The 22,121-nt window shown below is 63.9% G+C and carries 16 protein-coding genes; 12 read left to right on the top strand and 4 right to left on the bottom strand.

What is annotated here, in order from left to right; genetic code table 11:
• Positions 1 to 269 precede the first annotated feature (269 nt).
• The 3 genes from DWF74_RS01720 (at position 270) to DWF74_RS01710 (ending at position 3,261) form a co-directional block, all read left to right on the top strand.
• A complete protein-coding gene (locus DWF74_RS01720) occupies positions 270 to 1,943 on the top strand; it encodes a nitrite/sulfite reductase (protein ID WP_115580146.1) in 1,674 nt (557 codons plus the stop codon).
• Entirely contained in the window at positions 1,940 to 2,434 is a 495-nt protein-coding gene (locus tag DWF74_RS01715; protein ID WP_102863419.1) for a DUF934 domain-containing protein, read from the top strand. Before DWF74_RS01720 ends, DWF74_RS01715 begins: the two co-directional genes overlap by 4 nt.
• A gap of 155 nt (positions 2,435 to 2,589) precedes the next feature.
• Positions 2,590 to 3,261, top strand: a complete 672-nt coding sequence (locus DWF74_RS01710) for a DUF3313 domain-containing protein (RefSeq protein ID WP_115580145.1) — start codon at positions 2,590 to 2,592, stop codon at positions 3,259 to 3,261.
• A 41-nt stretch (positions 3,262 to 3,302) separates the two neighbouring features.
• On the opposite strand, the gene DWF74_RS01705 is transcribed toward DWF74_RS01710, so the two are convergent.
• Both DWF74_RS01705 and DWF74_RS01700 read right to left on the bottom strand, forming a co-directional pair.
• Positions 3,303 to 4,283: a DUF3829 domain-containing protein gene (locus DWF74_RS01705; RefSeq protein ID WP_115580144.1), complete on the bottom strand. Its 981-nt coding sequence runs from the start codon at positions 4,281 to 4,283 to the stop codon at positions 3,303 to 3,305.
• The gene (locus tag DWF74_RS01700; protein WP_115580143.1) at positions 4,280 to 5,902 is read right to left on the bottom strand and encodes a J domain-containing protein; all 1,623 of its coding nucleotides are present in this window, start codon (positions 5,900 to 5,902) and stop codon (positions 4,280 to 4,282) included. The genes DWF74_RS01705 and DWF74_RS01700 overlap by 4 nt, the downstream gene beginning before the upstream one ends.
• A 389-nt stretch (positions 5,903 to 6,291) precedes the next feature.
• On the opposite strand from DWF74_RS01700, the gene DWF74_RS01695 reads away from it, so the two are divergent.
• From DWF74_RS01695 to DWF74_RS01655, 9 genes are all read left to right on the top strand, one after another.
• Positions 6,292 to 6,735, top strand: coding sequence for a polyketide cyclase (locus DWF74_RS01695; RefSeq protein ID WP_115580142.1), 444 nt, complete (start codon positions 6,292 to 6,294; stop codon positions 6,733 to 6,735).
• A 61-nt stretch (positions 6,736 to 6,796) separates the two neighbouring features.
• Positions 6,797 to 7,480 (top strand): type 1 glutamine amidotransferase domain-containing protein, encoded by a 684-nt coding sequence (locus DWF74_RS01690; protein WP_102863424.1) that lies wholly within the window; start codon positions 6,797 to 6,799, stop codon positions 7,478 to 7,480.
• A 221-nt stretch (positions 7,481 to 7,701) separates the two neighbouring features.
• Complete coding sequence (gene tpx / locus DWF74_RS01685; protein WP_102863425.1) at positions 7,702 to 8,202, top strand: thiol peroxidase; 501 nt, start codon at positions 7,702 to 7,704, stop codon at positions 8,200 to 8,202.
• 178 nt (positions 8,203 to 8,380) lie between these two features.
• Positions 8,381 to 9,703 (top strand): MdtA/MuxA family multidrug efflux RND transporter periplasmic adaptor subunit, encoded by a 1,323-nt coding sequence (locus tag DWF74_RS01680; RefSeq protein WP_115580141.1) that lies wholly within the window; start codon positions 8,381 to 8,383, stop codon positions 9,701 to 9,703.
• Complete coding sequence (locus DWF74_RS01675; protein ID WP_115580140.1) at positions 9,700 to 12,798, top strand: MdtB/MuxB family multidrug efflux RND transporter permease subunit; 3,099 nt, start codon at positions 9,700 to 9,702, stop codon at positions 12,796 to 12,798. Before DWF74_RS01680 ends, DWF74_RS01675 begins: the two co-directional genes overlap by 4 nt.
• A 37-nt stretch (positions 12,799 to 12,835) precedes the next feature.
• A complete protein-coding gene (locus tag DWF74_RS01670) occupies positions 12,836 to 15,943 on the top strand; it encodes an efflux RND transporter permease subunit (RefSeq protein ID WP_115580139.1) in 3,108 nt (1,035 codons plus the stop codon).
• The gene (locus DWF74_RS01665) at positions 15,940 to 17,433 is read left to right on the top strand and encodes an efflux transporter outer membrane subunit (protein ID WP_115580138.1); all 1,494 of its coding nucleotides are present in this window, start codon (positions 15,940 to 15,942) and stop codon (positions 17,431 to 17,433) included. Before DWF74_RS01670 ends, DWF74_RS01665 begins: the two co-directional genes overlap by 4 nt.
• A gap of 221 nt (positions 17,434 to 17,654) precedes the next feature.
• On the top strand, positions 17,655 to 19,730 hold the full coding sequence (locus tag DWF74_RS01660; protein WP_102863430.1) for a putative bifunctional diguanylate cyclase/phosphodiesterase: 2,076 nt from the start codon (positions 17,655 to 17,657) through the stop codon (positions 19,728 to 19,730).
• Positions 19,731 to 19,856: 126 nt separating this feature from the next.
• Positions 19,857 to 20,603 carry an SDR family oxidoreductase gene (locus DWF74_RS01655; protein ID WP_102863431.1) on the top strand — a complete coding sequence of 249 codons (747 nt, stop codon included), beginning with the start codon at positions 19,857 to 19,859 and terminating at the stop codon, positions 20,601 to 20,603.
• Between the two features lie 109 nt (positions 20,604 to 20,712).
• On the opposite strand, the gene DWF74_RS01650 is transcribed toward DWF74_RS01655, so the two are convergent.
• Positions 20,713 to 21,267, bottom strand: coding sequence for a hypothetical protein (locus DWF74_RS01650; RefSeq protein ID WP_102863432.1), 555 nt, complete (start codon positions 21,265 to 21,267; stop codon positions 20,713 to 20,715).
• Between the two features lie 46 nt (positions 21,268 to 21,313).
• Positions 21,314 to 22,108 (bottom strand): PoNe immunity protein domain-containing protein, encoded by a 795-nt coding sequence (locus DWF74_RS01645; protein WP_102863433.1) that lies wholly within the window; start codon positions 22,106 to 22,108, stop codon positions 21,314 to 21,316.
• Positions 22,109 to 22,121 lie beyond the last annotated feature (13 nt).

Raw genomic sequence — 22,121 nt, 5'->3', positions numbered from 1 at the left:
AATGCTTCCACGGTTGCAAAGTCTTGCCAGGCCACCCGGTCTGGCACGGGGTGCACTGTAGGAATCAGCGGGGAAACAAAACAGGCTCAGAAAAACTGCATTAATACGGATCAGATTTATCTCATGTCCACGGCACTATGGTGGCGGCTGATATGGTTTTTTAGTTTTTACCTGAATCTGTAACGTTCTGCGCCGTACGCGCATAGTCGCCCCCTCACAATACGCGCCGTTTCGAGCACGACCAGCACCGATGAGGATGAGGTAGGCACATGTATCAGTACGACGACTATGACCGGGCCCTGGTCTTTGAGCGGGTGGCGCAGTTTCGTGATCAGGTCGAGCGCTTCATGGGCGGCCAACTGAGCGAGGAGGAGTTCCTGCCCCTGCGCCTGCAGAACGGCCTGTATATGCAGAAGCACGCCTACATGCTGCGGGTGGCGATTCCCTACGGCACCCTGAGCGCCCGGCAGATGCGCACCCTGGCCAGCATCACCCGGGACTTCGACCGCGGCTACGGTCACTTCACCACTCGGCAGAACCTGCAGTTCAACTGGATCGAGCTGGCCCAGGTGCCGGACATCCTGCAGCGCCTGGCCGAGGTGGAGATGCACGCCATCCAGACCTCCGGCAACTGCGTGCGCAACATCACCACCGAGGCCTTTGCCGGGGTCGCCGCCGATGAGTACCTGGACCCGCGCCCCCTGGCGGAGATCCTGCGCCAGTGGTCCACCATCAACCCGGAATTCCTGTTCCTGCCGCGCAAGTTCAAGATCGCGATCTGCTCGGCCAGGCAGGACCGCGCGGCGATCATGATGCATGACATCGGCCTGTATCTTTATCGTGCCCGCAGCGGCGAAATGCTTCTGCGCGTGATCGTCGGCGGGGGCCTGGGGCGCACGCCGATCCTTGGCCTGCAGATTCGTGACGGGCTGCCCTGGCAGCACCTGCTGTCCTACGTCGAGGCGGTGCTGCGGGTCTACAACCGCTATGGCCGGCGTGACAACAAGTACAAGGCGCGGATCAAGATCCTGGTCAAGGCCCTGGGCATCGAGGCCTTCGCCAAGGAAGTGGAGGAGGAGTGGCAGCACCTCAAGGATGGTCCGGCGCAACTCACCGACGAGGAGTACCAACGGGTCGCCAGTGCCTTTGTGCCGCCAGTCTACGAGCGCCTGGCGGACACCGATCTGGATTACGGCAGCCACATGGCCGAGTCCCCGGCCTTCGCCCGCTGGGTGGCGCGCAATGTGCACCCGCACAAGGTGCCGGGTTACACCTGCGTGGTGCTGTCCACCAAACCGGGGCCAAGCTCGCCGCCGGGGGACGTCACCGGTCAGCAGATGGAGGCGGTGGCCGACTGGTCCGAGCGTTTCGGCTTCGGCGAGATTCGTATTGCCCATGAACAGAACATCGTCCTGCCGGATGTGCCCAAGTCGCAGCTGTTCGAGCTTTGGCAGTGTGCCTCTGAGCACGGCCTGGGCACCGCCAACGCGGGCTTGTTGACCGACATCATCGCCTGCCCGGGCGGCGACTTCTGTGCCCTGGCCAACGCCCGGTCGCTGCCGATTACCCTGGCCATCCAGCAGCGCTTCGAGGACCTGGACTACCTCCACGACCTGGGGGACATCAGCCTGAACATCTCCGGCTGCATGAACGCTTGCGGCCACCACCACATCGGCAATATCGGCATTCTCGGGGTCGACAAGAACGGCAGCGAGTGGTTCCAGGTCACCCTGGGTGGCGCCAAGGGCCGTGACAGCGCCCTGGGCAAGGTGATCGGGCCGTCCTTCAGCGCCGAGGAAATCCCCGAAGTGATCGAGCGCATCATCGCCACCTTCGTGCGCTACCGGGAAAGCGACGAACCCTTCGTCGAGACCCTGCAGCGCATCGGCCTGGAGCCGTTCAAGGAGCGGGTCTATCCCAAGGCCCTGGAGGCGCTGGCATGAACAATCTGCTGCGGCTGTGCGAGGGCGAAGCCCAATTGGTCGAGGACGATGCCTGGAGCCTGGTGCGCGGGGTTGACGATACGCTGCCCGACGGGCCGCTGATCCTGCCCCTGGCCCTGTGGCTGATGCGTCGCATCGAGCATCACCCGGCCCGGGACGGCGTGTGGATCGGCCCGGATGACGAAGTGGAAAGCCTCAAGCCCTGGCTCAAGCTGATCCCGCTGATTGCCGTGGACTTCCCGAGCTTTCGTGATGGCCGGGGCTACAGCCAGGCCTACCTGCTGCGTACCCGCCTGGGCTGGATGGGCGAGTTGCGGGCCATTGGCGACGTGCTGCGCGATCAACTGAGCCATATGCGCCAGTGCGGCTTCGACAGCTTTGCCGTGCGCGAAGACAAATGCGCCCAGGACGCCCTCAAGGGGCTGGTGGGCATGAGCGTGCTCTATGGCCGCTCAGTGATCGAACCCCGGCCGCTGTTCCGCCGCAGGTAACCGCTGGCGCGCCAGCAACGGGACCCCGAAGATGATGTTTGTCGGGGTCCCTGGTGGCCTTTCATCCTGAAAACACCCTGCTCGGCAACCATCCTTTGGCTATACCTGTAACTCCCCTGGCCAGTTCCTGGCTGTTTCACCTACAGGAGTTACCCATGAAACTTGCATTGATGATCGGCACGGCGTGCCTTGCCTCTTTGGCCATGGTCGGCTGCTCCAGCAACGTGACCCAGCCCGACGAATACTCCGGGTTTCTCCAGGATTACAGCCGACTCAAGGAGGCCAAGTCGCCCTCCGGGGTGGAGGTGATGCGCTGGATCGATCCCAAGCTGGATGTAGGCCGGTACCGGGCGATCTACATCGAACCCACCCAGTTCTATCCGCAGCCACAAGCCACGGCGAAGATTCCCCAGAGCACCCTCGACGGTATCAATCAGTACTACGACCAGGCCCTCAGGCGTGAGGCGGCGCGCAGCCTGCCCCTGGCTCAAGGCCCCGGGCCGGGGGTGCTGGTGGTGCGGGCGGCAATCACGGCGGTCAGCAGTAAAACCGAAGGCCTGAAGCCTTATGAAATCATTCCTGTGGCCCTGGTGGCAGCGGCGGTCAGCACCGCCAGCGGAATTCGCGACCAGCAAACCACGCTGGGCACCGAGGCCGTGTTTCTCGATGGCAGCAGCGGCAAGGTCATTGCCCAGGTGGTGCGCAAGGGCACTGGCAAGCCCCTGGAAAACGACACGCAAGTGATGAAGGCCGATGACGTGAAGAACGTCATCGACGGTTGGGCGGCGGACTTCCACCAGTCTTTCGTCAAGTTCAAGGGGCGTTAGGGCCTGACTGTCCGGCGGCGGCCAACAGGGCCGCTGCCGCTTCAATAGTCCACCTGGGCCTGCTTGTTGTAGTAGCTGAGCAGCGAGTCGTAGGCCCGCATGATGGCGTGATAGTCCTCGCTCAGATGCTGTGGCTCAGCCTGTTTCTGCCAGTCCTGATGCAGGGCGAGCAAGGCTTGCTGATAACGCTGCGCCGGCCGCGTGATCTGGCTCCACAGGTAATAGGCCGGTTGCGTGCGGCTGCTCTGTGGTCGGTTGCGCAAGGGCTGCCCGGCATCCCAGGTCCGTTGCAGGTCCTGGCTGGCTTGTGCCAGTTGCGCCGGGGTCAGGGTTTTCTCGCGCATGCCCTGGCTGATCTGCTCCACTGTGAGCCGCGCCTGGATCATGTAGTCCAGCAGGTGCCAGTGGATGTCCTGCCCCAGGCGTTGCTCAAGCAGCCGCTGTTGCTCGCGTCGGGCGCCGATGTCTGCGCTCGCCAGGGCAGCGCGCAGGTCGGCGGAGGCTTGCAGGTAGTGGTCGAACTTGGGCTTGAGCAGGGCAACAGTGGCCGCGTCTTCCTCGGCCGGCATGTAAGCACCGGGTACGGCGCTGGAATGAGCGCGCCGGGCCAGGTTGGCCTGGTGCAGTGCGTCGATGTAGCGCTCGGCCAGGCCGATCAGCGGGGCGTCGGGTTGCAGGTGGCGTAGCCGATAGAGCATGCGCGGTTCGCAGTCGCGGGCGGGCAGGGTATCCATGTCGGTCTTCGCGCCGTCTGCGAAGTCCTTGGCATTGTTCAGCAGGTCGGTGAACGCCGCGCGCCAGGCCGCTTGAGTGCCGTAGGTGTAGTAGCCCAGGCGCCAAGGTACATCGTATTGGTTGACGCAGTCGATCAGCGGCGCCCTGGCCGCGGCCTGGGCGCTGGCGGGGCTGTCCAGGCCGGCCAGCCACAGTTCGACGCGGGCGATCGGCGCTCCGGCAGCCAGGAGTGCAAACAGGCCGAAAATCAGCGTGCAACCGAAAAGCAACAAGGGGCGTTGGCTCATGGCCGCTCCTCCTTGGGGTACCACTGCTCCTGGGTGGCCGGTGCTGCACACTCGGGGGTATCGGCCGGCATGCGCGCGCACAGCCGTTCGGTCCAGGGCTGCAGGCCCTGATAACGCCCGGCGGTGTGGCGCCCGTCGAACCACTTGAGGGTGGCGATTACGGCCACCAGCAGCACCAGTGCGGTGCCCAGCAGCAGGCGACGCGGCCAGGGATTGATGCGTTGCCAGGCGTTCAGCGGGTCGATCTGGCGCTGACGGGCCAGGGCCACCAGCAGCAGGACCCCGAGATAAGTGATAGTGGCCACCGGGTGGACCACCACGCCCAGCAGTGCGCCCAGCAGCGCCGCGGGCAGCAGGTCGCGGATCAGCTGCACATCGTGATAGGGCGTCTGGTGCCGAGGCAGGTGTTGGCTGAGGCGCTCGTCCCACTGGAACAGGCGTTGGCTCAGGGGGCGCCAAAGTCGCTGCAGCCCTTCGCCCGCGGCGCAGAAGCACAAAGCCCAGACCAGCGTGACGCCGATAATCTCCCAGGGGCTGCTGTCTTGCCCGGCGTAATCGGCCATTGCGCCGGTGAGGCAGGCCAGAACCACCCCCAGGAGCATCGGCCAGCTGTTGATCGCGTGTTCCCAGTCCCGCCAGAAGTAGGGATTGCTGGCGGGCATGCCGGCGGCGACTTGCGGGTAGTCTGCCGCCAGGCTTGCAGCCAGCTTGTGACAGGCCTGCCAGTCCAGGTTGCCCAGGTGTCGGGCCCAGGCGCGGCGCTGACTGAAGCTCAGGGGCGCGAGCAACAAGCGTGCCGCACGGTGTTCCGGGGTGCTCGGCGGTTCGCTCGCCAGTTGTTGCTGGTGGGCCAGGTACAGCGGTGCCTGATGGCGTTTCAACAGCCGCGGCCAGAGCTGTTCCGGGCAGTTGTCTGCACTATTGGCGTGCCAGCCTTGGCCGGCGCAGACCGCCTGGAACACCGCCACCGACCAATAAGGGCTGTTGGCCAGTGTCTGTGCCAGCCATTGGTTGAACCATTGTCGGTGCTGCAGGTGCAGCAGCCAGGCGTGGGCTGAACGCTGGGCGTAGGCCTCCAGGAACGCCGCTTCATCCTTGGCCTCCAGGGCTGCGGCCAGTGGCTCTTGTATTCGCTGATAGAGCTGCTGCTGCAACTCCTGCACCAGATACTCCGGCAGATCCAGGCGTTGCCAGGCACTCATCCAGCGCAGACGCTCGAACCCCCAGTGCAACACCGCATCGGCTTGCGCCGGGTGTTCGACGCAATAGCGCAGCAGGGCCAGTTCGAACTCATAGGCGCACGCCTGCTCCTGGGCCTGCTGATAGCGCTGGTCGAGCTGATCGACAGGCAGCTCCTTGAGCAACATGGCCACCCGCTGCACCGGTGACAGCGCCAGCGTTACCGGCTCGTTGCCGGCCCAGGTCTCGGGCGTTTCCAGGGGCTCGTTCTGTTGCTCCCAATCCTTATGGGCCAGCGCCTCTTCATAGGCGTCGCGCAAGCGTTGGAAAGCTTGCGGGTCTTCATCCGGACGGGTCTGTTTCAGCAGCTTGGCGTAGTGGCGCTTGATGGTCCGGGTATCCGCGGTGACCGGCAGGCCGAGTAGGGTCCAGCAACTCATTGGGCGATAGAACTCCATGCAACCCTTGGCAACATCCAGACATGACTGGAGGAAATGGCGCACCCTACCGGTTTCCCGGGTAAAAGTCCCTCGACTCGAATCCGTCTAAGCAACAGCGGCAGGCGTCTGGCGATTCAGCCCAGGTGGCTGGGGCGCGCGGCTTCTGCTGTGCCGCGCTCTGTTGCGCCGGGCGGGCGTGGGGCAGGTCCGAGCGGATGGCCGTCAGTGGAAAAGGGCTGTTAAAGTGATTTGTGATTATTTCCATGCTTTGTGCATGGTTTATTTAATGTTGTTTCTAGATTAAAAAATTACAATAAAAACAATTGTTTATGATGTTTATGTGATGTTGATTGTAATTATTTCGTTGGCTGAGCAAGGAGCTGTCAGCTATGCCTGTAGTGGAGCGCACGATTTTTCTGCCGGGCCGCAGCCCGGCCCAGGTGTTGGGTTTCTGCCTCGAAGGGACCAACTTTCCCAAGATCTTTCCCGAGCGCGTGACCCCCTTGGGGGGCATCGACATCAATGACCTGCGCATCAGTGTCGGACGCCAGTTCAGCTTCCTGCACTGGATGTTCGGTGTCATACCGGCGAAATGGACGGTGGTTATACGTGAGGTCAGCGATCGGCATTTTGTCGACGAGATGCTCAAGGGCCCGCTGCGCGCCTTTCGTCACGAACATCGGGTCGAGGCCGCCGAAGGGGGCACCCTGTACACCGACCGCGTGACTTATCGGGCCATCGGTGGCGCACCTTTGGAACGCTTGGTGGTCAACGCCTACATGGCGCGGATTTTCGATGCCCGGCACCGCAACATGTTGCGCTTGCTGGGGTGACGGCGCCGCGATGCCGTGTTTGCCCATTTCTATTCCAAGTTCAAGTTCAAGGAGCATGCCCATGAGCAAGAAGATACTGGTGGTCCTGACCAGCGTGGCCAAATACCCCAACCTGAACCGTGCCACCGGTCTGTGGCTGGGGGAGGCGGTGCATTTTGTGAAGAAGGTGCAAGCGGCCGGGTTCGAGGTGGATTACGTCAGTCCCAAGGGGGGCTACGTACCCATCGACCCCCACAGTCTGGCCATGGCCGACGACACCGACTGGCAGTGGTACCAGGACAGCGCCTTCATGAGCCGCCTGGGAGCGACCTTGCAACCGTCGCAGGTCCAGGCCCGGGACTATGTGGCCATCTATTACGCCGGTGGTCATGGCGTGCTCTGGGATTTTCCCGACAACCCCGAGTTGCAGGCCCTGAGTCGCGACATCTACGAGCAGGGCGGCTACGTCAGCTCGGTCTGCCATGGCGCGGTGGGCCTGCTGAACATCAGGCTCAGCGATGGCTCGTTGCTGATCGCCGGCAAACAGGTCAGCGGTTTCTCCAATGAAGAAGAGCGGCTCGCCGAGCTGGACTCGTACGTGCCGTACCTGACCGAGACCGAACTGCTCAAGCGCGGCGCCCTGTACCAGAAGGCCGCCGAGCCCTGGGCGCCGTTTGCCGTGCAAGACCAGCGGGTGATCAGCGGGCAGAACCCGGCCTCCGGAGGCCCCGTGGCGGACCTGCTGCTGGCGCACCTGCACGCTTGAGCACCGCCTTGCAGGAACCGGCTTGCCGGCCAAGAGGCCCGCGAGCCGGACCTAAGCTTGGAAACCGCCTTCGCCTGCACGCCGCCCCCTGCAGTCGGCCAGGTTGCTGGACAATTTATCCGTGGGGCAATAGGTGCTCGCGCCGTTTCATGCTTAACTTCGGCCTCTCAAGAATTTCTCATTGCTGTTCCATCATCACTGTTCAATAAAGGACTCCGTTCATGGCTCAAGTCACTCTCAAAGGCAACCCGGTTCAGGTCAACGGCCAGCTGCCGCAAGTGGGTTCCAAAGCCCCTGCGTTCTCCCTGGTAGGCGCCGGTCTGGCCGATGTCTCCCTGAGCAGCCTCGCCGGCAAGCGCAAGGTGCTGAACATCTTCCCAAGCGTCGACACCCCAACCTGCGCCACCTCGGTACGCAAGTTCAACGCCCAGGCCAACGAGCTGGCCAACACCGTGGTGCTGTGCATCTCCGCTGACCTGCCGTTCGCCCAGGCCCGTTTCTGTGGCGCCGAAGGCCTGGAAAACGTGCAGAACCTGTCGACCCTGCGCGGCCGCGAGTTCATCGAGAACTACGGCGTGGCCATCGCCGACGGCCCGCTAGCCGGCCTGACCGCCCGCGCCGTGGTGGTGCTGGATGAAAACGACACCGTGCTGCACAGCGAACTGGTCAAGGAAATCGCCGAAGAGCCGAACTACGACGCCGCCCTGGCCGTGCTCAAGTAACAGGTTTTACAATTTTTCACGGCCTGGCTCTGTCCAGGCCGTTTTTATTTGTGCTTCAGTGGCTTAGCGCCGCACCTTGAAACGTCAGTCAAAGGTAAATTGCCGGTAAAGGCGCTTTGCTAAAACCGCTCTAGTGCTTATCTTTCAGCCTTCCCCAAAGAAGACTCCCACGCGCCCAATGGTTGATCACTCCATGCAATCCTCTGCTCCCCGCAACTCTCGTCGCTGGCTGTTCGGCCTGTTTGTCCTGCTGCTGGTGATCGGCCTGTGCTGGAAATTCTGGCCCGCCGGCAGCGCCCCCAAAGAGGGTGCACAGGCGAAGGCCGCGGCCGGGCATACCGGACGCAGCGGCAGCCTGCGCCCCGGCTTCGGCGGCGCCAGCGGGCCGATCCCGGTGCGGGTGGCGCCGGTGACTCAGGGCGACTTCCCGCTGTACTACAAGGCCCTGGGCACGGTGACGGCACTCAACACCATCAATGTGCGCAGCCGGGTGGCGGGGGAGTTGGTCAAGGTCAACTTCGAGGAAGGGCAGATGGTCAAGGCCGGCGACCTGCTGGCGCAGATCGATCCGCGTCCTTATCAGAATGCCTTGCTCCAGGCCGAGGGCACCCTGCTGCAGAACCAGGCCCAGCTGAAGAATGCCCAGGTCGACCTTGAGCGTTATCGCGGCCTGTATGCCCAGGACAGCATCGCCAAACAGACCCTGGACACCGCTGCGGCGCTGGTGGGCCAGTACCAGGGCACGGTCAAGACCAATCAGGCGGCGGTCAACGACGCCAAGCTCAACCTCGAATTCACCAATATCCGCGCGCCGATTGCCGGGCGCGTGGGCCTGCGTCAGCTGGACGTAGGCAACCTGGTGTCGGCCAATGACACCACGGCACTGGTGATCATCACCCAGACCCAGCCCATCAGCGTGGCCTTCACCCTGCCGGAGAACAGCCTGGACACCGTGCTCAAGCGCTACCACAGCGGCGCCAAGCTGCCGGTGGAAGCCTGGGACCGGGGCGATGTGAAATTGCAGGCCAGCGGCATGCTGCAGAGCCTGGACAACCAGATCGACACCACCACCGGCACCCTGAAGTTCAAGGCGCGCTTCGATAACCGCGACCAGGGCCTGTTCCCCAATCAGTTCGTCAATGTGCGGCTGCTGGCCGACACCCTGAAGAATGTGGTGCTGGCACCTTCGGCCGCGATCCAGTTCGGCACCAACGGCACCTTCGTCTACGCCCTGGATGGTGATAACAAGGTGAAGATCCGCCAACTGCAGGTGAGCGACAGCAACGGCGACCTGACGGTGATCAAGGACGGCCTCAAGGCCGGCGACCGGGTGGTGATGGAAGGCACCGACCGCCTCAAGGACGGCAGCGAGGTGGAAGTGGTCAACGACAGCAGTGAAGTGCCCACCAGCCCCACCGAACACCTGCAGGGCAAGCCCGCCGCAGCGCCGGCCGCGGATGGCAAGCCGGTTGATGGCAAGGCGCAAAAGGTCGGCGCATGAATTTCTCGCGACTGTTCATCCTGCGTCCGGTAGCCACCACCCTGAGCATGCTGGCCATTGTCCTGGCCGGCCTGATCGCCTATCGCCTGTTGCCGGTCTCGGCCTTGCCCCAGGTGGACTACCCGACCATCCGGGTCATGACCCTGTACCCCGGGGCCAGCCCGGACGTGATGACCAGCGCGGTCACTGCGCCCCTGGAGCGCCAGTTCGGGCAGATGCCCGGCCTGACCCAGATGGCCTCCACCAGCTCCGGTGGCGCCTCGGTGCTGACCCTGCGTTTCAGCCTCGACATCAATATGGACGTGGCCGAGCAACAGGTGCAGGCGGCCATCAACGCCGCCACCAACCTGCTGCCCAAGGACCTGCCGGCGCCGCCGGTGTACAACAAGGTCAACCCGGCGGACACCCCGGTGCTGACCCTGGCCATCACCTCCAAGACCATGCTGCTGCCCAAGCTCAATGACCTGGTGGACACCCGCATGGCGCAGAAGATCGCCCAGATCAGCGGCGTCGGCATGGTCAGCATTGCCGGCGGCCAGCGCCAGGCGGTGCGGATCAAGGTCAACCCCGAGGCCCTGGCGGCCAACGGCCTGAACCTGGCGGACGTGCGCACCTTGATTGCCGCGTCCAACGTCAATCAGCCCAAGGGCAACTTCGACGGCCCGACCCGAGTCTCGATGCTCGATGCCAACGACCAGCTGACCTCGCCCAAGGATTACGCCGAGCTGATCCTGGCCTACAAAAATGGTGCACCGCTGCGCCTGAAGGATGTCGCCGAGATCGTCGACGGCGCCGAGAACGAGCGCCTGGCGGCCTGGGCCAACGAAAACCAGGCAGTGCTGCTCAATATCCAGCGCCAGCCCGGGGCCAACGTGATCGAGGTGGTGGACCGGATCAAGGCGCTGCTGCCGAGCATCACCGACAACCTGCCGGCGGGCCTGGACGTCACGGTGCTCACCGACCGCACCCAGACCATCCGCGCCTCGGTCAAGGATGTGCAGCACGAGCTGTTCATCGCCATCGCCCTGGTGGTGATGGTGACCTTCCTCTTTCTGCGTCGGGCCAGCGCCACCCTCATTCCTTCGATTGCCGTGCCGCTGTCGCTGATCGGCACCTTCGGGGTGATGTACCTGGCCGGTTTTTCGGTGAACAACCTGACCCTGATGGCCCTGACCATCGCCACCGGTTTCGTGGTGGACGATGCCATCGTCATGCTGGAGAACATCTCGCGCTTTATCGAGGAGGGCGACAGCCCGATGCAGGCGGCGCTCAAGGGCGCCAAGCAGATCGGCTTCACCCTGATCTCCCTGACCCTGTCGCTGATCGCGGTGCTGATCCCGCTGCTGTTCATGGCGGATGTGGTGGGCCGGCTGTTCCGCGAGTTCGCCATCACCCTGGCGGTGGCGATCCTGATTTCCCTGGTGGTGTCCCTGACCCTGACGCCGATGATGTGCGCGCGGTTGCTCAAGCGTGAGCCCAAGCCTGAGGAGCAGGGGCGCTTCTACCGCGCCAGCGGCGCCTGGATCGACTGGTTGATCGAAAGCTACGGGCGCAAGCTGCAATGGGTGCTCAAGCACCAGTTCCTGACCCTGATGGTGGCCGTCGGCACCCTGGGCCTGACCGTGTTCCTGTACCTGGTGGTGCCCGAGGGCTTCTTCCCGGTGCAGGACACCGGGGTCATCCAGGGCATTTCCGAGGCGCCGCAGTCGGTGTCCTTCGCCGCCATGAGCCAACGCCAGCAAGACCTGGCGAAGATCATCCTGCAGGACCCGGCCGTGGAAAGCCTGTCGTCCTACATCGGCGTCGACGGCGACAACGCGACCCTCAACAGTGGCCGTCTGCTGATCAACCTCAAGCCCCACAACCAGCGTGACCTGAGCGCGGCCCAGGTGATTGCACGGATTCAGCCCGAGGTGGACAAACTGCTGGGCATCCGCCTGTTCATGCAGCCGGTGCAGGATCTGACCATCGAGGACCGGGTCAGTCGTACCCAGTATCAGTTCAGCCTGTCTTCGCCGGACGCCGAGCTGCTGGCCCTGTGGAGCGGGCGCCTGAGTGAAGCCCTGGCCCAGCGCCCGGAACTCACCGATGTGGCCAGCGACCTGCAGGACAAGGGCCTGCAGGTGTACCTGGTGATCGACCGCGATGCGGCGTCCCGGGTCGGGGTTTCGGTGGCCAACATCACCGACGCCCTGTATGACGCCTTCGGCCAGCGGCAGATTTCCACCATCTACACCCAGGCCAGCCAGTACCGGGTGGTGCTCCAGGCCCAGGCTGGCGAGCGCATCGGACCCCAGGCCCTGGAGCAGATCCACGTCAAGACCACCGACGGCGGGCAGGTGCGGCTGTCGAGCCTGGCCCATGTCGAGGAGCGCCAGGCGCAACTGGCCATCGCCCATATCGGCCAGTTCCCGGCGGTGATGATGTCCTTCAACCTGGCGCCCGGTGTGGCCCTGGGGGAGGCGGTTAACGTCATCGAGCAGGTGCAGCAGGACATTGGCATGCCAGTGGGGGTGCAGACCCGCTTCCAGGGCGCCGCCGAGGCTTTCCAGGCGTCGCTGTCGAGCACCTTGCTGCTGATCCTGGCGGCGGTGGTGACCATGTACATCGTCCTGGGGGTGCTCTACGAGAGCTACATCCACCCCATCACCATTCTCTCCACCCTGCCTTCGGCGGCGGTGGGGGCCTTGCTGGCGCTGATCCTCAGCGGCAATGACCTGGGCATGATCGCGATCATCGGCATCATCCTGCTGATCGGCATCGTCAAGAAGAACGCGATCATGATGATCGACTTCGCCCTCGACGCCGAACGCCACCAGGGCATGGCCCCGGAACAGGCGATCTACCAGGCGGCGCTGCTGCGGTTCCGGCCGATCCTGATGACCACCCTGGCGGCGCTGTTCGGCGCCGTGCCGCTGATGCTGGCCACGGGTTCAGGTGCCGAGCTGCGCCAGCCCCTGGGCCTGGTGATGGTCGGGGGCCTGCTGGTGAGCCAGGTGCTGACCCTGTTCACCACGCCGGTGATCTACCTGTACTTCGACCGCCTGGGTCGGCGCTTCGGCAAAGGTGAAGACGCCCAAGAGGTGGAGGCATGAAGGGCCGCAGCCAGCCTCCAGCCCGGGGCGTTCAGCCATGAACCTGTCCGGACCTTTCATCAAACGCCCGGTGGCGACCATGCTGTTGTCGTTGGCGATCATGCTGCTGGGCGGGATCAGCTTCGGCCTGCTGCCGGTGTCGCCGCTGCCGCAGATGGATTTCCCGGTGATCGTGGTCCAGGCCAGCCTGCCCGGAGCCAGCCCCGAGGTCATGGCGTCCACCGTGGCCACGCCGCTTGAGCGCTCGTTCGGCGCGATTGCCGGGGTCAACACCATGAGCAGCCGCTCCAGCCAGGGCTCGACCCGGGTGATCCTGCAGTTCGACCTGGACCGCGACATCAACGGTGCGGCCCGGGAAGTGCAGGCGGCCATCAACGCCTCGCGCAACCTGTTGCCCAGCGGCATGCGCAGCATGCCCACCTACAAGAAGGTCAACCCGTCCCAGGCGCCGATCATGGTGCTGTCGCTGACCTCCGATGTGCTGGAGAAGGGCCAGCTCTACGACCTGGCCTCGACCATCCTGTCCCAGAGCCTTTCCCAGGTGCAGGGCGTGGGCGAAGTGCAGATCGGCGGCAGCTCCTTGCCGGCGGTGCGCATCGAGCTGGAGCCGCAACTGCTCAACCAGTACGGCGTGGCCCTGGACGACGTGCGCAACGCCATTGCCAACGCCAACCAGCGTCGGCCCAAGGGCTCGGTGGAGGATGACCAGCGGCTGTGGCAGATCCAGGCCAACGATCAGCTGGAAAAGGCCCGCGACTACGAGCCGCTGATCATCCACTACAAGGACGGTGCGGCCCTGCGTCTGAAAGACGTGGCCAAGGTCAGCGACGGCGTGGAAGACCGCTACAACAGCGGTTTCTTCAACGACGATGCGGCGGTGCTGCTGGTGATCAACCGTCAGGCCGGGGCCAACATCATCGAGACGGTGAACGAGATCAAGGCCCAGCTGCCGGCGTTGCAGGCGGTGCTGCCGGCCAGCGTCAAGCTCAACCTGGCCATGGACCGCTCGCCGGTGATCAAGGCCACCCTGCACGAGGCGGAGATGACCCTGTTGATCGCCGTGGCCCTGGTGATCCTGGTGGTGTTCCTGTTCCTTGGCAATTTCCGCGCGTCGGTGATCCCGACCCTGGCGGTGCCGGTGTCCCTGGTGGGCACGTTCGCCATCATGTACCTGTACGGTTTTTCGCTGAACAACCTGTCGCTGATGGCGCTGATCCTCGCCACCGGGCTGGTGGTGGACGACGCCATCGTGGTCCTGGAGAACATTTCCCGGCACATCGACGAAGGTATCGCGCCGATGAAGGCGGCATACCTGGGGGCCAAGGAGGTGGGCTTCACCCTGCTGTCGATGAACGTGTCGCTGGTGGCGGTGTTCCTGTCGATCCTGTTCATGGGCGGGATCATCGAGAGCCTGTTTCGTGAGTTCTCCATCACCCTGGCAGCGGCCATCGTGGTGTCCCTGGTGGTGTCCCTGACCCTGACCCCTATGCTCTGCGCGCGCTGGCTCAAGCCCCACACCCCGGGCCAGGAAAACGCCTTGCAACGCTGGAGCCGGCGCAGCAACGAGTGGATGGTGGGCAAGTACGCCACCAGCCTGGACTGGGTGCTGCGGCACAAGCGCCTGACCCTGGTCAGCCTGCTGGTCACCATCGGCGTCAACGTGGCCCTGTACGTGGTGGTGCCCAAGACCTTCATGCCGCAGCAGGACACCGGCCAGTTGATCGGCTTCGTGCGCGGCGACGACGGCCTGTCCTTCAGCGTGATGCAGCCGAAGATGGAGATCTTCCGCCGCGCGGTGCTCAAGGATGCCGCGGTGGAAAGCGTGGCCGGCTTTATCGGCGGCAGCAACGGCACCAACAATGCCTTCATGCTGGTGCGCCTCAAGCCGATCAAGGAGCGCGACATCTCGGCGCAGAAGGTCATCGAGCGTTTGCGCAAGGAAATGCCCAAGGTGCCCGGCGCGCAACTGATGCTGATGGCCGACCAGGACCTGCAGTTCGGCGGCGGCCGCGAGCAGACCACCTCGCAGTATTCCTACATCCTGCAAAGCGGCGATCTGGGCGAGCTGCGCCAGTGGTACCCGAAAGTGGTGACCGCGCTGCGCGCCTTGCCTGAGCTGACCGCCATCGACGCCCGCGAAGGCCACGGCGCCCAGCAAGTGACTCTGATCGTCGACCGTGACCAGGCCAAGCGCCTGGGGGTGGACATGGACATGGTCACCGCCGTGCTCAACAACGCCTACAGCCAGCGGCAGATCTCCACCATCTACGACAGCCTCAACCAGTATCAGGTGGTGATGGAGGTCAACCCGAAATACGCCCGGGACCCGATTACCCTGAATCAGGTGCAGGTGATCACCAGCGAGGGCGCGCGGATTCCCTTGTCGACCATCGCCCATTATGAAAACAGCCTGGAAGACGACCGGGTCAGCCACGAAGGGCAGTTCGCCTCGGAAAGCATTTCCTTCGACATGGCCGAAGGCGTGACGGTGGAGCAGGGCACCGCGGCCATCGAGCGGGCGATTGCCAAGCTGGGCATGCCCGAGGACGTGATCGTCAAGATGGCCGGCACCGCCGACGCCTTCGCCGCCACCCAGAAGAGCCAGCCGTTCATGATTCTCGGGGCATTGCTGGCGGTGTACCTGGTGCTTGGGGTGCTCTATGAAAGCTACATTCACCCGCTGACCATCCTCTCCACGCTGCCGTCGGCCGGGGTCGGCGCCTTGCTCTCGATCTATGTGCTGGGCGGCGAGTTCAGCCTGATCTCGCTGCTGGGGCTGTTCCTGCTGATCGGGGTGGTGAAGAAGAACGCGATCCTGATGATCGACCTGGCGCTGCAACTGGAGCGCCACCAGGGCCTGGACCCGCTGCAATCGATCCGCAGCGCCTGCCTGCAACGCCTGCGGCCGATCCTGATGACCACCCTGGCGGCGATCCTGGGTGCCTTGCCCCTGTTGCTGGGCAACGCCGAAGGCTCGGAAATGCGCCAGCCCCTGGGCCTGACCATCATTGGCGGCCTGGTCTTCAGCCAGATCCTGACCCTTTACACCACCCCGGTGGTCTACCTCTACCTCGATCGCCTGCGCCACAAGTTCAACCACTGGCGTGGGGTCCGTACCGATGCTGCTCTGGAAACGCCGCTATGACCGACCAATCGTCCCGTCCTGTTTCTCCGCTGTCCGCCCAGCGCCTGGCCATGGCCCGGGGTTCGCGGGCCTTGAGCCTGGGCCTGTGCGTGGCGCTGCTCAGTGCCTGCGCCATCGGTCCCGACTATCAGCGCCCCCAGGTGGCCGAACCGGTGCAGTACAAGGAGGCCCAGGGCTGGCGTCAGGCCAACCCCAGCGATGCCCTGGCCCGTGGCGCCTGGTGGGAGCTGTACGGTGACACTCAGCTCAATGGCCTGATCGAGAAGCTCAACAACTCCAACCAGAGCGTCGCCCAATCGGAAGCGCAATACCGTCAGGCCCAGGCCCTGGTGCGCAGCTCCCGGGGAGCGTTCTTTCCCAGTGTCGACTTGAGCGCCGGCAAGACCCGGGCCAGCCAGGGCACCGGCAGCAGCAACTCGGGGCTGAGCAGTTCCAGCAGCGGCATTCGAGACACCTACAACACCCAATTGGGGGTGAGCTGGGAGGCGGACATCTGGGGCAAGCTGCGCCGCGGCCTGGAGGCCAACCAGGCCAGTGCCGAGGCGAGCTTCGCCGATCTGGCGGCCATGCGCCTGAGCCAGCAGTCGGAGCTGGTGCAGAACTACCTGCAACTGCGGGTGATCGATGAGCAGAAGCGCTTGCTGGAAGCCACGGTGGCGGCTTACCAGCGCTCCCTGACCATGACGCAGAACCAGTATCAGGCCGGGGTATCCGGCAAGGATGCGGTGGCCCAGGCCCAGACCCAGCTCAAAAGCACCCAGGCCGACCTGATCGACCTGATCTGGCAGCGGGCGCAGTTCGAGAACGCCATCGCGGTGTTGATCGGCGTGCCGCCGGCGCAGTTCAATCTGGCAGAAACCCCGCAGATTCCGGCGCTGCCCCAGGTGCCCCTGGCGCTGCCCTCGCAGTTGCTGGAGCGGCGTCCGGACATCGCCTCGGCGGAGCGTTCGGTGATCGCGGCCAACGCCAATATCGGCGTGGCCAAGGCCGCCTATTACCCGGACCTGACCCTGAGCCTGGCCGGAGGCTACAGCAGCAGTACCTACGCCGACTGGATCAGCGTGCCGAACCGGTTCTGGTCGGTGGGGCCGAAACTGGCCATGACCCTGTTCGATGGTGGCCAGCGCTCGGCGGAAGTGGATCGCACTGAAGCCGCCTACGACCAGACTGTGGCCAAGTACCGACAGACTGTGCTCGACGGTTTCCGCGAGGTGGAGAACTACATGATCCAGCTCAAGGTTCTGGAAGACGAAGCCCAGGTGCGCCAGCAGGCCCTGGATTCGGCGCGTGAGGCCCTGCGCCTGACCGAGAACCAGTACAAGGCCGGATTGATCGCCTACCTGGACGTGGTCACCAGCCAGGCCACTACCCTGAGCAACGAGCGCAGCGTCCTCAGCTTGCTGCAGAGCCGGTTGATTGCCAGCGTGCAATTGATCGCCGCGCTGGGGGGGGGCTGGGATGGTCAGGTGCAGGGCGAAGGGCAGAAATAGGCCGCCGCCAGGGCTTTGCGCAGGGGCAGATGCATGCCCCCTGCGACATGGGCAAAGCCTTTGGCCACAAGGGCTGTAGGGGTATTAAGGGCCCGTGCCAGACGTTCTGTCTGGCTACTGGCTTTTTGCTCACTTTGTAGATGCGTTCTTCTACGCAATCAGTACAATCTGCGCTTTTTCCCGCCGAGCAAACTGTCGGCACAACGACCAAGAGATGCCCCATGCTCATCGGTAGTTACTCCCCCGCACTGGTCGTGATTTCCATTTTCGTGGCGATCCTCGCTTCCTATACCGCCCTTGATCTCACCGGTCGCATTGCCACCACCAAAGGCCGTGCAGCCTATCTATGGATGTGCGGCGGAGCCCTGGCCATGGGCGTTGGTGTGTGGTCGATGCACTTTATCGGCATGCTCGCGTTCTCGCTGCCCATCGACCTGGGCTACGACATCGTGCTGACCGCCTTGTCGTTGCTGATTTCCATCCTGTCCTGTGGTTTTGCCCTGTGGCTGGTGAGCCAGCCGCGCCTGCCGCTGGGGCAATTGCTGTTCGGTGCCTTGATCATGGGCACCGGCATCAGCGGCATGCACTACACCGGCATGGCGGCCATGCGCATGCAGCCGGGTATCGACTACGACCCGAGCCTGTTCAGCGCCTCGTTGCTGATTGCCTTTGGTGCTTCGCTGGCGGCGCTGTGGATCGCCTTTCACCTGCGCCAGAACACGCCCCATGTGCGTCTTGCCCGTACCGGCGCGGCGATTGTGATGGGCTTTGCCATTGTCGGTATGCACTACACCGGCATGGCCGCGGCGCGTTTCGCCGATGGCAGCTTCTGCGGTGCGCTGGGCAATGGCTTGAGCGGCAACGGCCTGGACAATCTGGTGCTGATCACCACCCTGGCGGTGCTGATCATTGCCTTGCTGACCTCGGTGCTGGATGCGCGGCTGGAAGCCCGCACCGCGGTGCTGGCGCAGTCCTTGACCGAGGCCAACAAAGAGCTGACCCAGCTGGCCCTGCACGACACCCTGACCGGGCTGCCCAATCGCATCCTGCTGGCGGACCGCATCGATCAGGCCATGCACCGGGTCACCGCCCATGGTGGCTGCTTTGCGCTGATGTTCATCGATCTGGACGGCTTCAAGCCGGTCAATGACGCCTTCGGTCACCACATGGGCGACCAGTTGCTGCGAGAAGTGGCCCAGCGCCTGCGCGAGGACCTGCGCACTGAGGACACCCTGGCGCGGATCGGTGGCGACGAGTTCGTGCTGCTGGTACAGCTCGGCGAGCCGGAAGATGCCCTGCGGCTGGCGGCACGCCAGGTGGGCCTGGTGTCCCGTTCGTTCCGCGTGGCCGACCACGATTTGCAGATTTCCGCCAGCATCGGCATCGCGGTGTATCCGGGCAATGGCCTGACCGCCCAGGAACTGTTGATGAACGCCGACGCGGCCATGTATCACGCCAAGGCCACCGGCAAGAACGGCTACAGTTTTTTCGACGCATCGATGAACACCAATGCCCGGCGTCAACTGCAGTTGCTTCAGGACCTGCGCAATGCCCTGGAACATCAGCAGTTCCGCCTGTATTACCAACCCAAGTTCGATGCCAGCAATGGTCGTCCGGTGGGGGCCGAGGCCCTGTTGCGCTGGGAACATCCGCAGCACGGCCTGCTGCTGCCGGACAAGTTCATCGAACTGGCGGAGAAGAGCGGGCTGATCATCGCCATCGGCGACTGGGTGCTGCAGGAAGCCTGCCGACAGATGCGCGAGTGGTATGTCCTGGGTTATACCCACTGGCGGATCGCGGTGAACCTCTCGGCCCTGCAGTTCTGTCACGTGGGGCTGGTCAAGAGCGTGCAGGAGGCCTTGCAGCGCTACCAGTTGCCGGCCAATAACCTGACCCTGGAGATCACCGAGACCACGGCGATGAACGACGCCGACGTCAGCATGATCGTCCTGCAGCAATTGGCGGACATGGGGGTGGACCTGTCCATCGACGACTTCGGCACCGGCTATTCGAGCCTGATGTACCTCAAGCGCCTGCCGGCCAACGAGCTGAAGATCGACCGTGGCTTTGTCCGCGACCTGGAGCACGACAGCGACGACGCCGCCATCGTCTCGGCGATTGTCGCCCTGGGGCAGGCCCTGGGCCTGCGCATCGTCGCCGAGGGGGTGGAAACCGGGGTGCAGCAGACCTTCCTCACCCAACTGGGCTGCGATTCGTTGCAGGGCTATTACCTGGGCCAGCCATTGCCGCCCGAAGGCTTCATGCAGGGCATTCAGCTGGCTGAACACAAGTCCTGAGCGAATCCCTGGCTGCAGTTCCTGCGACCTTTGGATGAGGGCTGATTGATGTCACTGCGGTTTTCATCGCTGCCGGTGCAGTGTTTAATGACGGGCGTTGAAACGATCAGTCAGGGAGTCGGCAGCATGGACAAAGTCATCGTCATCACCGGTGGCGGGCGGGGAATCGGCGCAGCCACGGCGTTGCTGGCTGCTCAGCAGGGTTTCAAGGTGTGCATCAACTATCAGGCCGATGAACAGTCGGCTCAGCAGGTTCTGGAGCAGGTCCGCGCTCTGGGCGCCCAGGCCATTGCGGTGCGGGCCGATGTCAGCATCGAGGACGAGGTCATTGGCCTGTTTCACCGGGTCGACAACGAACTGGGCCGGGTCACTGCACTGGTCAACAACGCTGGCACCGTGGGGCACAAGTCCCGTCTCGACGAAATGTCCGAATTCCGTATCCAGAAGATCATGAAGACCAATGTCATGGGGCCGATCCTCTGCGCCAAGCACGCGGTGCTGCGCATGTCGCCGCGCCATGGCGGGCAGGGTGGCAGCATCGTCAACGTGTCGTCGGTGGCCGCGCGCCTGGGGTCTCCGGGCGAGTACGTCGACTACGCCGCCTCCAAGGGCGCGCTGGACACCTTTACCATCGGCCTGTCCAAGGAAGTGGCGGGCGAGGGTATCCGCGTCAATGCGGTGCGCCCGGGTTACATCTACACCGATTTTCATGCCCTGAGCGGCGATGCCGACCGGGTCAGCAAACTGGAAACGGCGATTCCAATGGGCCGTGGCGGACGTCCCGACGAAGTGGCCGAAGCCATTCTCTGGCTGCTGTCGGACAAGGCTTCCTACGCCACCGGCACCTTCGTCGACCTGGGCGGCGGCCGCTGAGTCCCGACCGCGCTTCCCTGCAGGAGCCAGTTGGCCGGCGAAGAGGCCCTTGAGCCTTGTGCCGACCTTGCAGAGTTCGTCGCTGGCAAGCCAGTTCCTGCAGGTTCCTTCAGTTGGCGCGGCGGCGGCCGGGGCCGATCAGCAACGCCAGCAACAGCCCCAGCACGTTGATGGCAAAGCCCATCAACAACGGCGCCAGGTACCCCAGGGTTTCCCCCGGACGGGTGCAGCTGTAGCCATATCCGTAGCCTTGTTCATGGGCCCAGACGTCCGGTGTGGCGCCCAGGTCCACGGGTGCCGAAGGCTCGGGCTGCTCCTCGGAGAACCCCAGGTTCGAATGGCTCGCGCTGCGCCTTTCCAGCTGTTCGATGGCCTGCAACTGGGCCTCGTTGCAGCGGCTTTGCGCCCAGCTGCCCACCACCACCAGGGTCGACAACAACAGCAGCAGAGGCACCGGGTAGTAGCGCCGGGTGCGCAGCAGGGGCGCCACCAGCAGCCCGGCGAAGAAACCGGCCAACAGCAGATTGATCCAGTACCATGGGGCGCCTTCCAAGCTTGGCGGTACCAGGAACGACAGCAGCAGTGGCAGGACAACGCGGGCAAACAGCAGGCACAAGGCCGCCGCAAGCAGAGTGATCAGCAGGGTCTTGATCCAGGATTTCATGGGCAGTGCATCACCTTTTTTAAGCAGGGGAGGTCAACGGGGCGTATCAGTCCGGTATCACCCCTTGGGAAATTGGCGGGGTAAAGCGTCGGGCGTATTCGAGCATCTCCCGGGGGAAGATCATGTGCTTGACCGCGCTGTCGTCCAGACCGAACAGGTAGGCCACGGCAGCGGCTTCAAAGGCCCAGTAGCCGAAGTAGGAACCCTCGTCGCCTTGCAGGTGGGAGTCGTGCCAGGGAGCCTGTTCGAACGCCTCGTACCACTGGTTGCAGTACTCCACCAGCAGTTGCCGCGGCTCGTCCGGGTCTTCGCTGTAGATCGCCCAGATCAGGGGCGAGTAGAGGCTGTGGTACCACTCATCGAGCTCGGCGCGATCCGGCAGGTAGGGCTTGAGCAGGTCCTCGATCAGGGTGTCCTGGCCGCCAAAGCCGGCGCGGTCCTGCAGCAGCACCAGACGCGGTAGCAGGTCGCTGCGTTGCAGGAGGATGCACAGGCTGATCACCTGGACATATTCCTCGTACTCGTCGGGGTAGTCTTCGATGTTCAGTGGCGCGATATCCGGCCGTTCTTCATAAACCTCCAGCTTGCGCTGGTAGTCCTCGTAGCCTTCGATCACCCCGTCCAGCTCCCGGGCCAGTTGCTCCATGGGGGCACCGCCGGTGTAGCCCAGGATCAAATGGTGCAGGCGCGCGCTTCGCACCGTGGAGGCCTTGAGGGAGGCTTCCTGCTCGGGGCTGTCGGCCATCATCGAATGGGTCTGCCAATGGGCCTCTTCGCCGGCCAGGCTTTCGAGAAAGTCGTGGTACTGCTTGTGGCTGAGAAACACTTGTCTGCGGTTCATGTCGGTGCCTTGT

The sequence above is a fragment of the Pseudomonas protegens genome (assembly GCF_003363755.1).
GTDB lineage: Bacteria > Pseudomonadota > Gammaproteobacteria > Pseudomonadales > Pseudomonadaceae > Aquipseudomonas > Aquipseudomonas danubii.
The sequence above is the reverse complement of the archived record's forward strand: the minus strand, read 5'-3'. Positions and strand labels throughout refer to the sequence as shown.